The organism is Pseudoglutamicibacter albus (assembly GCF_031458175.1).
Classification (GTDB): domain Bacteria; phylum Actinomycetota; class Actinomycetes; order Actinomycetales; family Micrococcaceae; genus Pseudoglutamicibacter; species Pseudoglutamicibacter albus.
In genome coordinates this window covers 208,453-221,915 of sequence record NZ_JAVDXX010000001.1, presented here as the reverse complement: position 1 = coordinate 221,915, position 13,463 = coordinate 208,453, and the positions used below count along the sequence as shown (strand labels likewise).

11 protein-coding genes are annotated in these 13,463 nt (G+C 61.7%); 7 read left to right on the top strand and 4 right to left on the bottom strand.

Annotation, left to right across the window (positions count from 1 at the left end):
- The first annotated feature begins 5 nt into the window (after positions 1-5).
- From J2S67_RS00895 to tgt, 4 genes are all read left to right on the top strand, one after another.
- On the top strand, positions 6-1,109 hold the full coding sequence (locus J2S67_RS00895) for an NADH:flavin oxidoreductase/NADH oxidase (protein WP_310245425.1): 1,104 nt from the start codon (positions 6-8) through the stop codon (positions 1,107-1,109).
- A 98-nt stretch (positions 1,110-1,207) separates the two neighbouring features.
- The gene (locus J2S67_RS00890; RefSeq protein WP_035756437.1) at positions 1,208-1,750 is read left to right on the top strand and encodes an NUDIX hydrolase family protein; all 543 of its coding nucleotides are present in this window, start codon (positions 1,208-1,210) and stop codon (positions 1,748-1,750) included.
- Complete coding sequence (locus tag J2S67_RS00885; RefSeq protein ID WP_035756439.1) at positions 1,747-2,790, top strand: DUF6707 family protein; 1,044 nt, start codon at positions 1,747-1,749, stop codon at positions 2,788-2,790. Before J2S67_RS00890 ends, J2S67_RS00885 begins: the two co-directional genes overlap by 4 nt.
- Positions 2,791-2,941: 151 nt before the next feature.
- Positions 2,942-4,153 (top strand): tRNA guanosine(34) transglycosylase Tgt, encoded by a 1,212-nt coding sequence (tgt, locus tag J2S67_RS00880; RefSeq protein WP_310248640.1) that lies wholly within the window; start codon positions 2,942-2,944, stop codon positions 4,151-4,153.
- Between the two features lie 45 nt (positions 4,154-4,198).
- On the opposite strand, the gene J2S67_RS00875 is transcribed toward tgt, so the two are convergent.
- Entirely contained in the window at positions 4,199-4,987 is a 789-nt protein-coding gene (locus tag J2S67_RS00875; protein ID WP_310245418.1) for a queuosine precursor transporter, read from the bottom strand.
- Positions 4,988-5,131: 144 nt separating this feature from the next.
- Between J2S67_RS00875 and J2S67_RS00870 the strand changes: the two genes are divergently transcribed.
- From J2S67_RS00870 to J2S67_RS00860, 3 genes are all read left to right on the top strand, one after another.
- A complete protein-coding gene (locus J2S67_RS00870) occupies positions 5,132-5,944 on the top strand; it encodes a hydroxymethylpyrimidine/phosphomethylpyrimidine kinase (protein WP_239445927.1) in 813 nt (270 codons plus the stop codon).
- Positions 5,945-6,269: 325 nt separating this feature from the next.
- Positions 6,270-9,593 carry a S8 family peptidase gene (locus J2S67_RS00865; protein ID WP_052048489.1) on the top strand — a complete coding sequence of 1,108 codons (3,324 nt, stop codon included), beginning with the start codon at positions 6,270-6,272 and terminating at the stop codon, positions 9,591-9,593.
- Between the two features lie 231 nt (positions 9,594-9,824).
- The gene (locus J2S67_RS00860; RefSeq protein ID WP_310245413.1) at positions 9,825-10,520 is read left to right on the top strand and encodes an HAD family hydrolase; all 696 of its coding nucleotides are present in this window, start codon (positions 9,825-9,827) and stop codon (positions 10,518-10,520) included.
- On the opposite strand, the gene J2S67_RS00855 is transcribed toward J2S67_RS00860, so the two are convergent.
- The 3 genes from J2S67_RS00855 to J2S67_RS00845 form a co-directional block, all read right to left on the bottom strand.
- Positions 10,517-11,443, bottom strand: a complete 927-nt coding sequence (locus tag J2S67_RS00855) for a cytochrome b/b6 domain-containing protein (RefSeq protein WP_310245411.1) — start codon at positions 11,441-11,443, stop codon at positions 10,517-10,519. The two genes, J2S67_RS00860 and J2S67_RS00855, sit on opposite strands and share 4 nt — an antisense overlap.
- A 112-nt stretch (positions 11,444-11,555) precedes the next feature.
- Complete coding sequence (locus tag J2S67_RS00850) at positions 11,556-12,344, bottom strand: ABC transporter ATP-binding protein (RefSeq protein ID WP_310245409.1); 789 nt, start codon at positions 12,342-12,344, stop codon at positions 11,556-11,558.
- 10 nt (positions 12,345-12,354) lie between these two features.
- Positions 12,355-13,323 (bottom strand): ABC transporter permease, encoded by a 969-nt coding sequence (locus J2S67_RS00845; protein ID WP_310248637.1) that lies wholly within the window; start codon positions 13,321-13,323, stop codon positions 12,355-12,357.
- Positions 13,324-13,463 lie beyond the last annotated feature (140 nt).

Genomic DNA, 13,463 nt, shown 5'->3' with positions numbered 1-13,463 from the left:
GTGCCGTGGCATCCACACTGTTCACCGAGCTGACCATCCCCGCCCCGCACGGTGCGGGGCTCACTCTACGCAACCGCGCGTTTGTCTCACCGATGTGCCAGTACTACGCGCCTCGCACCGGGGTTCCGCAGCCGTGGCACCTGGTGCATTACGGCGCGTTCGCGACCGGCGGTTTCGGCCTCGTCACGGTCGAATCCACGGCGGTCGAGGCACGCGGACGGATCTCTGATCAGGACCTCGGGCTGTGGTCGGATGAACAGATCGAAGGCCACCGCACGATGGCGGAGTTCATGCGCGCTCAAGGCGCGGCCGCAGCGGTTCAGCTGGGGCACGCGGGCGGTAAAGCCGCAACCTACCCCAACTTGCGTGACGAGCCCCGCGGGACCCTGGGTGAGGACCGCGCATGGGAGGTCATCGCGCCCGGTTCTGAACCGATCCAGCCCGGCCTGTTCACCCCTCGCGAGATGACCGCTGAGGACATCCAAGAGGTTATCGCCGCGTTCCGTGAAGCAGCACGCCGCGCGGATCAAGCCGGCTATGACGCGGTGCAGATCCACGGGGCGCACGGCTACCTGATCCACGAGTTCTTCTCGCCGCTGACCAATCAACGTGAGGATGAATACGGCCGCGACCGGGCACGGTTCGCACTCGAGGTCGCATCCGCGGTGCGTGACGTGTGGCCTGCGCACAAGCCTCTGGGGATCCGCTTGTCCGCAACCGACTGGGTCGAAGGCGGCGTGACGCTACAGGACACGCTCGAACTCGCCCGCCGGCTGCTGGAGGACGCCGGTGTGACGTGGTTTGACATCTCATCCGGCGGGATCCATCCGGACCCTAAAGTCATCCCGGTCGGGGCCGGCTACCAGGTTCAGTTAGCAGCTGTGCTACGCCAAGCGTTACCGGCCGAACAGGCCGTGGTTAGCACGGTAGGGCTCATCACCGAACCCGCCCAAGCCGAAACGATCGTCGCCAGCGGCCAAGCCGACGCCACCAGCATCGGGCGTGAGGCCCTGCGCAACCCGCACTGGGCGGCCGTGGCCGCACGTTCGTTGCGCGTGCGCGTTGAAAATAGCCCCGCATCGGAGGCTTACTGGCTCGGGATGCGCTAGCGAAAACGCACGGCTACGCTCTCACGCTGTTTGAGAACAAAGCGACAATGCCCCGGGCGAGGCTGGCAACCAGACACACAGTGAGGTAGACAAAGACTATGAGCGCTGTACGGACCCCGGACCCAAACCCAGGCTGGCTATCAGAAGAGGACCTGTACGAGGCCCGACGCCGGCTACCGATCGTCTACGTGCAAGCGATCCCCGTGCGTGTGGACCCGATGGGATACGTTTCCGAGGTCGGCCTGCTCTACACGACCACGGATGAAGGCCAGTTCGAGCGGACCTTCGTCTCCGGCCGTGTCATGTACCGCGAGACGATCCGCGCGGCCTTGATGCGCAACCTCGAAAAGGACCTCGGCCCGCTTGCGATGCCGTCGTTGCCAGCCTCGCTCACCCCGTTCTCGGTTGCGGAATACTTCCCGTCCCCCTCCGAAACCGGGCTCACCGACGAACGGCAGCACGCCGTCGCACTCACCTACGTGATTCCGGTGCAAGGCGAGTGCAACCCACGCCAAGACGCGCTCGAACTGTCCTGGCTGACCCCAGAAGAGGCCCTCTCAGAAAGCGTTCAAGCCGAATTCACCGGAGGCCGTGGGCAGATCATCCACCAAGCGCTCGCCTACGTGGGGTGGGGACGGTGAGCCAAACACAATCAACGGCGCAGGCGCAGACGGCCCAAACGCAGGCGGCGGCGCAAGCGCAGGCGGGGTCCCCATCCCATGCGGCAACCGTGCATTTCGATGGGCGTTTCCCGCGGCACCGCCAAGCGATCCCCGCCCGCAATATCACCAAGGGTGACCGTTTCATGCACCGTTCCGGCCTGCCTTCGGAGCCGGTCCAGTCCGCGAGGGTCGTGAAGGACTCCTTCGGGACTGACGCCTACGTGGATGTGGTGCTGGAAGACGGCTCGCGTGCAACCGTGGCGATCAATTCGACCATCCGGGTTTTCACCGAACGCAACCTGGGCCCCGGAATCGATGAGCTGTTGGCGGTGCCTGTCGAGGAAGGTTCCGCGGAAGCCGCACTCGTTGAGGCCGCCAAGGCCCACCGCAAGGACGCGCAGTTGCTCAGTGCTGCGCTGCGTGTGGCACCCGGCATCAACACTCGTGCTGGATCCCACCTCGATAGCCTCGTGTGGGCCGCTTTCCAGCTGGCTGTGGTGTATGAAGACACCGAATTCGTGTGGCCTATCCTCAACGTGCTCACCCAACAATCCTTCGAGGACAACGCAACACGCTGGCTCCCCACACGCTACGGGCTCGCGCTCGCGTGCTGGCTTGCCCGCCAAGCCGCAGACCACGATGCCGCCACCGGCTACGCGCAGCAACTCAAGGGCGGCGAGGAAGCACTCATCGCTACCCTGCCGGGCACCGCGCGTGAGATTCACCGCCGCCAGCTTGAGCACGCATCGTTATACGACCGCGAAATACAGCGCGCCCGCGACAGCCTCAACGCACCCCTAGAGCTCGAATTCCGGTGGAGCCGGCTGAAGTCGCTCATGGTCACCACCGCATACCGTTTAGCGTTTGAGCGCGAACGCCCCGACTTCATTGCGTTGATCGAACGCGAGCTACCGATCATCCGCGCCGCATCAGGAGAACCCCGTGAACACCACTCCACCCACCAACACGCCGCTGAACGCCACGCCGCCCAACAGCACGCCACATTCCGATCGAACTAGCAAGCGCTCGGTTGGTTCTAGCCAGCGCTCGGTTCGTGCTAGCAAGCGCTCCGCTGCAGCCAGCCACGCGCCCTCGGCTGATTACGTCAAGCCTGAGCTTCCAGCGGGGCATGAGCGGCAGTCCGAATTCGGTTTCACCGTGGGCACCCGCATGGCCAATGGGCGCGGCCGTACCGGCGTGATCCGCACCCCGCATGGCGACATCGCCACGCCTGCGTTCGTGGTGGTCGGCACCAAAGCCACCGTCAAGGCCGTGCTCCCGCGCGACGTCAAAGAGCTTGGCGCGCAAACTGTACTCTCCAACGCGTACCACCTCTATCTGCAGCCAGGGCATGAGATCGTGGACGCCGCGGGCGGGCTGGGGAACTTCATGGGCTGGGATGGGCCAACCTTCACCGACTCGGGCGGCTTCCAAGTCATGAGCCTCGGCTCAGGCTTCAAGAAGGTCATCGACATGGGTTCCGACGGCGCCGCCGTGGGTGGTGGCGCCGACGATGCGGTAGCGCCCGGGCATGAACGCATGGCTAACGTCGATGACGACGGCGTGTGGTTCACCTCCCACATCAACGGCGATAAACACCGCTTCACACCCGAGATTTCGATGCGGGTGCAGCACGGCCTCGGCGCGGACATCATGTTCGCTTTCGACGAGCTCACCACGCTGCACAATTCCCGCCGGTACCAGATCGAATCCCTCGAACGGACCCGCCGCTGGGCTGAACGTTGCATCATCGAACACTTCCGCCTCACCGATGAACGCGCCCACCGCCCATACCAAGCACTCTTCGGCGTGATCCAGGGCGCCCAATACGAAGACCTGCGCCGCCAAGCCTGCCAAGACCTCGCAGCTATGCCTTTCGACGGCTTCGGGATCGGCGGAGCACTCGAGAAGGAACACCTCGGGACCATCGTGGGCTGGTGTGCCGAAGAACTACCCGAGAATAAGCCGCGCCACCTGCTGGGCATCTCCGAACCAGACGATGTGCTGTGGGCCATCGAAAACGGCGCGGACACCTTCGACTGCGTCTCTCCTACCCGCGTAGCCCGCAACTCGGCGTTCTACACCGACTACGGCCGCTACAACCTCTCCAACCGACGCTTCCGCGAAGACTTCCGCCCACTACAGCCCGGCTGCGAATGCGCGACCTGCACCACCTACACCCGCGCCTACATCCACCACCTCTACAAGGCGAAAGAGATGCTCAGCCACACGCTCATCTCGATCCACAACCTCGCCTTCACCGTGAGGCTCGTGGACCGCGCCCGCGAAGCGATCGAGAACGGAACCTACGAGGCGTACAAGCACACCGTCTTGAGCAACTACTACGGAGGCCACGGTTCCCCCGACGGGCCCGCCAGCTAAGCCGCCCAGCTAACTCAACAGCCCAGCTAACTCAGCGGCAGAGGGCTAGGCGGCCGTGACGTCGTTATTCTTCGGGTAGCTCGGCTCATACCGCTTCACCAGCTTGATCACCACAACCGTCACCGGCGAGAACACGACCTCCACACCGAGCTTCCAGCAGAAACCAATCACAAAGTACTGCAGGAACACCCCGAACGAATCGATCCCGATCACCGGGGCGGCAATCGAGCAGAAAATCAGCGTATCCAGCGCCTCACCAACACCCGAAGAACCCAGGATGCGCAACAACAGACCGCGCTCGCCGTGGCGGCGCTTGAGCCACACGATGATGAGCGCGTTCGAAAGCTGGCCCGCCATGAAACCTAGAAGGGAGGCGAGCACGATCTGCCATACCGGCCCCAAGGTCGCTGCGAGCGCTTCCTGGCCCTCATAGAAGCTCGCGGCAGGCAGCGCGATGATCGCCTGGAACGTCAGCACCGCGAGCGCACCGAAGATGAAGGTTGTGATGATGGCCCGGCGCGAGGCTTTCCACCCATAGACCTCGGAGACCACGTCCCCCAGAATGTAGGCCAGCGGGAAGAGGAAGAATCCGCCGTCGGTCACCAACCCGAACAGTTCAACGCCCTTGCTCGCGCCAATGTTGCTGAGCACGAACACGAGGCCCATGAGGGCCAAAATGGTGGGATAGAAACGTGAACCGGTCGATGCGAAAACCGCCCGCCGCTCACGGGTCGCCTCCGTTACGGGGCTGGCGAAGACGGCGTCCTGGGCAGCGTTGGTGTCACTAGCCGGGTTGGTTTCATTGGCAGGGTTGGTTTCGGGCCGGGTAGGCATAGCTCTCCTTCAACGGAATGGTGTTGCGCGGCCCGGTCCTGCCACCACCGGGTTGCTACGAAACATGAAAGTTCCCGACCTATTTTGGCACGACCAGTGACTGGTTTGCCGGATCGTGACTGTGCGTGGTTTTACGATATGACTATGAGTTTTGAGAATCCTCCCATCGTATTGACCATCGCAGGTTCTGAGGCCACCGGCGGTGCGGGCGCCCAGGCTGACCTGAAGACGTTCCAGGAGCTCGGTGTTTTCGGTATCGCAGGGCTCACGTGCATCGTCTCTTTCGACCCGAAGGATGATTGGAACCACCGTTTCGTACCGATCGATCCGCAGGTGATTGCCGACCAGCTTGAGGCCTCGCAGACCTCGTATGAGGGCAAGCTACGTACCGTGAAGCTCGGCATGATGGGCACCCCGCAGACCATCGAGACCGTCGCGGGCGCGCTCGAGCGCCAGGAGTGGGACAACGTCGTCTTGGACCCGGTGCTGATCTGCAAGGGCCAGGAGCCGGGCGCGGCTTTGGATACTGACCAGGCTTTGATTGCCAAGCTCCTTCCGAAGGCTACGTTCGTGACCCCTAACCTGTTCGAGGCTTCAACCCTGGCCGGTTTTGAGGTCACGGATATCGAGGGCCTCAAGAAAGCCGCGCAGGTCATCCATGAAAAGTCTGGTGCCGCGGTACTCGCCAAGGGTGGGGTCCGTATGGACGGCCCGGACGCTGTGGATGTGTTCTATAACGGAGGCGAATTCGAGGTTCTCGCGACCCCTAAGGTCGGCGATCACGCAGTCTCCGGGGCCGGTTGCTCATTGGCTGCCGCCGTCGCCGCACTGCTGGCTCGGGGCCGCTCCCCACTTGACGCGGCACGCGAGGCCAAGGACTTCGTGACCCGCGGCATCCACCAGCGGGTGTCTTCGCAGCTTCCGTTCGATGCCTTGTGGCAGGGCGGGCTGCGCTGACTCTAATACGAGGCTGTGCGGGAGCTGTTTGTGAGCAAAAAGTTCTTGCAACATTTCGTATACGAATAAACCCCGGCTTTCTCAGGCTTCACAGGCAAAAACCTGGAAAGTCGGGGTTTTTGATAAAAGTGACACGTAAACTATCTTGGCTACACCACAGCCTTTTCATAGCCTTTGCATAGAATCATAAATTCGCCTTGACATTACTCGCGGTTTAGAGAAATCTCATCAGTGTTGATGTGACATTACGCACATGATGTTCACAGCCTTGTTCCCATCAACACAAATCTATTCACAATACTCAAAGCACTCTTGAGGAGCTCTCTTGAAAAACAGCAAAACGCGCCGCGTTGCACGCGGTGCCGCCGCGCTGGCTGTGGGTGCTGCGTTAACTATGGGGTCAATCCCAGCCGCTAACGCATCGTCATTTATGAACCCAGCAGCCAAATCAGACTCGCTCAGCCAGAGCAAGGACAAGGTAGATAAGAATAAGCTCAAGCCTTCTGACCTTGACCTAGACAAGCTGGCCAAGCTGAAGATCCAGGGCTCACTGGCCGACATGGAAGGTCAGGCTTCCGTCTACGTTCAGTTCACTGGCAAGGGTGCTTACGAACTCTCCCAGCCAGTCCAGGTTCGTACCGGCAAGAAGCGCCCTGTCAAGAACGTTGCTAAGGTCCGCCAGGTCCGCAAGGAAATCCAGTCCAAGGCTGATTCGGCTGCACAGCAGTCCCAGTCCAAGGTCCTCTACAAGACCACGAACGCTCTGCCAGGTGTAGCCCTCCAGGGTGAAGCGAGCCGTCTGCGTGATCTCGCAAAGCGTGACGACGTCGTGAAGATCTCCGCGATCATCCCGAAGACCCGTGAAAACAAGGGCACCGTCATCGACACCGGCGCAGTCCAGGCTTGGGCGGCACAGCACCAGACCGGTAAGGGTGTCACGATCGCTGTCATCGACTCCGGCGTGGACTACACCCACGCAGCTTTCGGTGGCCCAGGCACCAAGGAAGCCTACAAGGAAGCTAAGGCTTCCAACGACATGCCATCCGCGAAGTCCGGCCTCTACGACCCTAAGAAGTACAAGGGCGGCTGGGACCTCGTTGGCGATGACTATAACGCGGCTTCTTTCTTCTCCTGGCCTCAGCCAGACTCCAACCCGCTTGACTGCGAAATCGGCGGCCACGGAACCCACGTAGCGGGAACCGCTGCCGGCTACGGCGTCGATAAGGACGGCAAGACCTTCCGCGGCGACTACCAGTCCCTCAACGATGACCTCGTCAACGCTATGCGCATCGGCCCGGGCGCCGCTCCGGAAGCCGGCATCGTTGGCCTGCGTGTGTTCGGTTGCGAAGGCTCGACCAACGTTGTCGGCGAGGCACTCGACCGCGTGCTCGACCCGAACGGCGACGGCGACTTCTCTGACCGTGCACAGATCGTCAACATGTCGCTGGGCTCGACCAACAGCCCGGCCGATGACCCTGAAGCAGACATGGTCAACGCGCTCACCGATCAAGGCATCCTGACCGTCATCGCTTCCGGTAACTCCGGCGACATCACCGACATCGGTGGCGCGCCAGGCGTTGCCGCATCCGCTCTCACCGTCGCTAACTCGGTGGGTTCTCAGGCCGCGGCTGACGCGATCACTGTGACCAAGCCTAAGAACCTCGCTAAGGACTACCCAGGCCAGCTCTCCGGCTCCTACCCATGGGAGAAGCCAGAGTCCGGTCAGGTTGTCGTCCCTAAGGCCGGCCCTAAGACCACCGGTTGCTCCGCGCTCACCGGCGATGATTCACTGAAGGGCAAGTGGGTATGGTTGCACTGGTCGGATGACCCAACTGGTGAGACCTTCGAATGCGGCTCCAAGGCCCGCTTCGACAACGCAACCGCCGCAGGAGCTAAAGGCATTGTCTTGGACGCCCCTAACGAAGTCTTCTCCGCCGGTATCGCCGGTAACTCGAAGATCCCAGGCGTTCAGCTGACTAAGTCCGGCTCCGAGGCTCTGCTCGATGCCGCTAAGAAGGGCGAGCTCGAGGTCACCGTTGATCCTGATAAGACGTCTTCGATGTCGATCAACACGAACGCTCTCGACACCCTGGCTGCGTCCTCTTCGCGTGGTCTGCACGGCTCGGATTCCGTTGTGAAGCCAGACATTGCAGCACCAGGTACCTCGATTCCTTCCGCAGGTGTCGCGATGGGTAACGGCGCTCTGACCATGACCGGTACCTCGATGGCTACCCCATACACCGCAGGTGTTGCTGCGCTGGTCGCGGCTAACGGCAACTACAGCCCAACCGAGATCAAGAACATCGTGATGAACACCGCGGCAGCCGACATCAAGAAGGGCAAGAACATCTACAGCCCTAACCGTGTTGGTTCCGGCCGTGTCATGGCTGATGCTGCGTTGAAGACCCCGGTCATCGCTTACGACAAGGACCGCAAGGACCTCGTCTCCGCGAACTTCGGTGTAGTTGAGGTTGTGAAGGACACCGATTCCGTCACCAAGACGATCGAGGTGCGCAACCTGACCACCCGTGCGCAGACCTACAACGTCGCCTACAAGGGCGCAACCCAGCAGAAGGGTGTCAAGGTTTCCCTCGATAAGGACCGCGTCTCGGTTCCTTCCAAGGGCGTCGCACACGTCAAGGTCACCGTGTCCTTCGATAAGAACGCGATGACCCGCACCATGGACCCAACCATGGACGCGATGCAGATGGACCTGCCACGTGCATACGTTGCAGACACCACCGGCCGCGTCGAGTTCACCTCCTCGACCCAGCCAACCCTGCGCGTCCCTGTCACCTCGGCACCTAAGCCAGCCGGTAACGCTACCGCTCAGCTGGCCAAGGTACGCGGCGACCGCGGCACCGTCCGCTTCCGCGGCGCAGACGCCGACTCCGGCTCCCGCAACGAGGCCTTCATCTCGAAGGCAGCGCTCCTCGAACTCGGTGCAACCTCTGACCGACAGGGCAAGGAGCTCGACAAGGTTCCAGGCGGCCGCGAAATGGACCTGCAGTACGTAGGTGCAACCACGACCGCACCAGTCACCGGTTTGGATGACGCGGTCTTGGGTATCGGTATCTCCACGTGGGGCAACTGGGCACGCATGTCCACCGCAACCGAGTTCAACATCGAGCTCGACATCGACGGTGACGGCAAGGCTGACTACGAGATGTTCAACACTCGAATCAACACGCTCGATCTGGACCTCGTAGCTACCGTCCACTCGGACACCGGTAAGGACATCGACCTGCGTCCAGTCAATGACCTCGTTGGTAACCAGGACCCAGCAACCTTCGATTCGAACGTTGCAGTATTCCCGGTAGCCCTCAAGGAACTTGGACTCACCAAGGACGAGGCCTCAAAGCTGCGTTACAAGGTCAGCTCGTGGTCCCGTTACAACGTTGACGAGGACGGCCGCCTCGCCGCGGTTGATGAGACCGACTGGATCGAGTTCGATGCAACCAAGCCAGCTATCGCTAACCGCACCGACGGCCTGCTCGTCACCTCGGTTCAGGGCTCGGCCGCACCAGTTCTGGTCAATGACGCAGCCAAGGATCTCCTGGTTCTGCACCTGAACAACCGCACCGGCAACCTCAAGGGTGGCAACGACAAGCAGAAGGGTTCTCGCGCACAGGTGATCCCAGGCAAGTAACCACTTGCACTGAATCATTGGCAAGAGAACGCTGGCACATCAGCGCATAAGGATCACGAACGTGGACTAGCGCTTCGCCACCAGCGACTGCGGGGGTATGGGAATTCATCCCATACCCCCGCAGAGCTTTAACCGGGCCTTCCCATAGGCTTTGCCTTCACTAGAATTGGGGCAGGCCGAACGGGAACCACACCACCGCGTCGGCGGCTACAGCACAAGTGAGAGTGAAACGTGAGCAATCAGGTACCAGCGGCAGTCTTGTGGGACATGGACGGGACCCTCATCGATTCCGATCCGCTGTGGGGCCGCGCTGAGATCTCGCTCATGCAGCGGGCGGGCGCCCCGTGGACGCAGCAGGACGTCGAGGATTTCGTAGGCGCTTCCCTACCCACTGCGGCTGCGAAGATGCGAGATGCCGGGCTCGATTTGTCTGTTCGACAGATCATCGACCACCTCATCACCGCGGTTGCCGCCGGTGTGCGCGAACACGGGATCCCGTGGCGGCCAGGCGCCCGCGAACTGCTTGAGGCGCTGAGCGAGGCGGGTGTTCCGCAAGCGCTGGTCACGATGTCTGAGACGCCTCTTTCGAGCGCTTTCATCGAGGTGCTGGGACACAACCCCTTCCAGGCGATAGTCACGGGAGACACGGTGCATCCGCACAAGCCAGAACCTGAACCCTACCTTCAGGGTCTACGCTTGCTGCGTGAAGCCACGGGGCTAGAGCTACCTGCAGAGCGGGTTATCGCGATCGAAGACTCAACACCCGGAACAACCTCCGCCGTCAACGCGGGGCTGGCGACCCTCGGCATCCCACACACCGCGGCGATCACCGGACGCGACGGGCTCATCATCCGCGAAACCCTCACCGGTATGACGCCTGCGCGGCTTGCAGAAATCATCGCGTTAGTTCACGCGACCGCGAACTAACGCGTCGTGACCTTGCCGTGGGTTGCGGCGATCGGCCGCAGAACCGGCGTGGTCGCGGCCGCCGTCAAACCGATGGCGATCACGGTCGAGATCACGAAGCCCCAGAAACCGACCCACGAGGTATCGGCGGTGCCTGCGAACATGTGGTTGAGGTTCTGCCGCATCCCGGTCGTGAACACGAGGAACACGTGGAACACCACGAAGGCAATGAACACGAGGATGACCGGGAAGTGCAGACCGCGCGCAACCTTGGCTGAGACGATCTTGTTCAAGCGTGGAGCATCCTTAGGCCAGAAACTGGAAAGCCTCAGGCCGGAGATGATCGCAAGCGGCGCTGCGATGAACACGATCACGAAGTACGCCAAAAGCTGCAGCGAGTTATAGGCCGCCCACGATTCAGTCAGAGGCCAATCCAGCGAAAGGTACTGCAAGCCAGCGGAGATCGCGTTCGGGAACACGTCCCAACTAGTCGGCACCATCCGGCCCCAGCGTCCGGTGGAGAACAGCAACACAACATAGACGATGCCGTTGGCGACCCACAGAACATCCACGAACTGGTGCCACCACAGCAAGAACGGGATCTTACGTCCGCCGCGCTTGCTCGGGGTCCAGTACGCGGGATGCTTGCGTGCGCCGATCGCCCGTTTCTGCATGCCCGAACGCATCAAGAGCAGGATGAACAGGAAGTTCAGGTAGTGCGTAATACGCACCCACAACGGAAACCCTGGCTCGCTGAACGCCGGCGGCTTAGAGGTTCCTGGGTAGCGTTGAATGAACTCTTCAACCGCGTCGAGGCTCCGCAGGCCGCGGGCAGCAAGCACCAGGACCGCTACGACAACGATCGCACCGAGCACCAGCGCACCGATTTTCACGGCGGGGTTCATGGCCGCACGCTGGCCACGCTTAACAGACTGTGTGGGCATACTCCTCAAGATACCGCGCCGCACGCTCGGTCAGTAAATACCACGGCATCATCCGCGAAGTACCACAGCACCATCCGCGCCAGTTACCTCGTCTGCGCCACCTCGTCGGTTGTTAGGCAAGCAGCGCGCGGTCGGAGAGTTCACCACCGATCTTGTCGAACTCTGCGAGCAGGCTGGAGACGGTTGCGTTCTTCTTCGCTTCGCCGTCGAGTTCGAGGATGATCTGGCCGTCGTGCATCATGATCAGCCTGTTGCCCAACTGGATCGCTTGTTCCATGTTGTGGGTCACCATGAGTGTGGTGAGCTGATCGCGTTCCACGATTTCGCCTGTCAAGCGTGATACGAGCGTTGCACGCTGCGGATCCAGTGCCGCGGTGTGCTCATCCAGCAGTAGGATCTGCGGATGCGTCATGGTCGCCATGAGCAGGCTGAGAGCCTGACGCTGACCACCGGACAGCAGCCCGACCGGGGTCCTCATGCGGTTCTCGAGGCCGAGCTCGAGAGTTTCCAGCGCGGTCCTAAACTGTGCGCGGTCCTTACCGGATACCGCCAACTGTAGCCCGCGGTTCCGAACGCGGGAGGCCGCAACCGAGAGGTTCTCTTCGATCGTGAGCTCCGGGGCGGTTCCGGCCATCGGGTCCTGGAACACCCGCGAAACCCACAAGGCCCGTTTGTGCTCCTTGAACTTGGTGACGTCCTTGCCGTTGATCACAACCTTGCCGGTATCCGGACGCAGCCGCCCGCCGATCATGTTCAGCAACGTCGATTTCCCTGCACCATTGGAACCGATCACGGTTACGAAGTCACCGTTCTTGAGGGTCAGGTTGATGTTGCGCAGGGCTTTGCGTTCGTTGACGGTTCCTGGGAAGAACGTGCGGGAGAGGTTCTGGATTTCAAGCATGGTTCTCTCCTTATGCCTGAGCGTCTGCGCGTGCGGCGCCCGCGGCATCGGCGTGGGTGTCTGTATCGTCTGGGAGGCCGGATTCGACCTCGGCTTGTTCGCGGCGCATCTTACGTGCCTTGAGCTTCTTGAAAATCTCAAGCCGCGGCAGCAGCAGTGCGACCACCACGAGCACCGCAGAGGCGAGCTTCATGTCCGAGGACGGCAAGCCGGCACCGAGCGCGATCTGCAGAACCAGACGGTAGATGATCGCACCTGCAACACACGCGAGCACCGCTTGCCATACGCGACGCTGACCGAAGATCGCCTGGCCAACAATCACGGAAGCCAGGCCGATCACGATCAAGCCGATACCCATCGTCGCGTCCGCGATCGCCTGGTACTGGGCGAGCATCGAGCCTGAGACCGCGACCAGGCCGTTGGAGATCGCAAGCCCTAGGATCTTCTGGTTGTCCGTGTTGACGCGGAACGAGGTTGCCATCTGGCTGTTGTTACCGGTTGCACGCAACGCGAGACCCGTGCGGGTGTGCAGGAACCAGATGAGCAGGAACGAGATCCCCAAAACACCGAGGAGCATCAGGCCGGACCCTCCCCAGTCGTCACGCAGCAGGCCGTTTTCTTCGAGCGGGGTCAGGATGGTTTCTTCACCGAGGAGCGGCTTGGCGGCCGAGTTGTCCATGATGTGCAGGTTGATCGAGTACAGCGCGATCATCATGATGATGGACGCGAGAAGGCCGTCGATCTTACCTTTGGTGTGCAGAATGCCGGTCAAAGCGCCCGCGATAGCGCCAGCGCAGAACGCCATGACCATCGCGAGCCACGGCGGCATGCCAGCAACGATGGCGGTTGCCGCGGTGGCGCCGCCGGTAGTGAAGGAACCGTCGACGGTCAGGTCAGGGAAACCGAGGACGCGAAAGGTCAGGTAGACCCCGAGGGCTGCGATGGCATAGATCAGTCCGAGCTCCATTGCGGAAGGCATCTGCTCCAGCATGTCGCTGAAAAACATGGTGTGTGCTCCTGCGTGCGTGGTGATGTTCTCACAGTTCGGCGGTGCAGAGGGCTGTGTACTGCTCCCTGCACCGCCGCTGTTGTCTTCAGTGAAGTTAGGTGGGCGGGCCG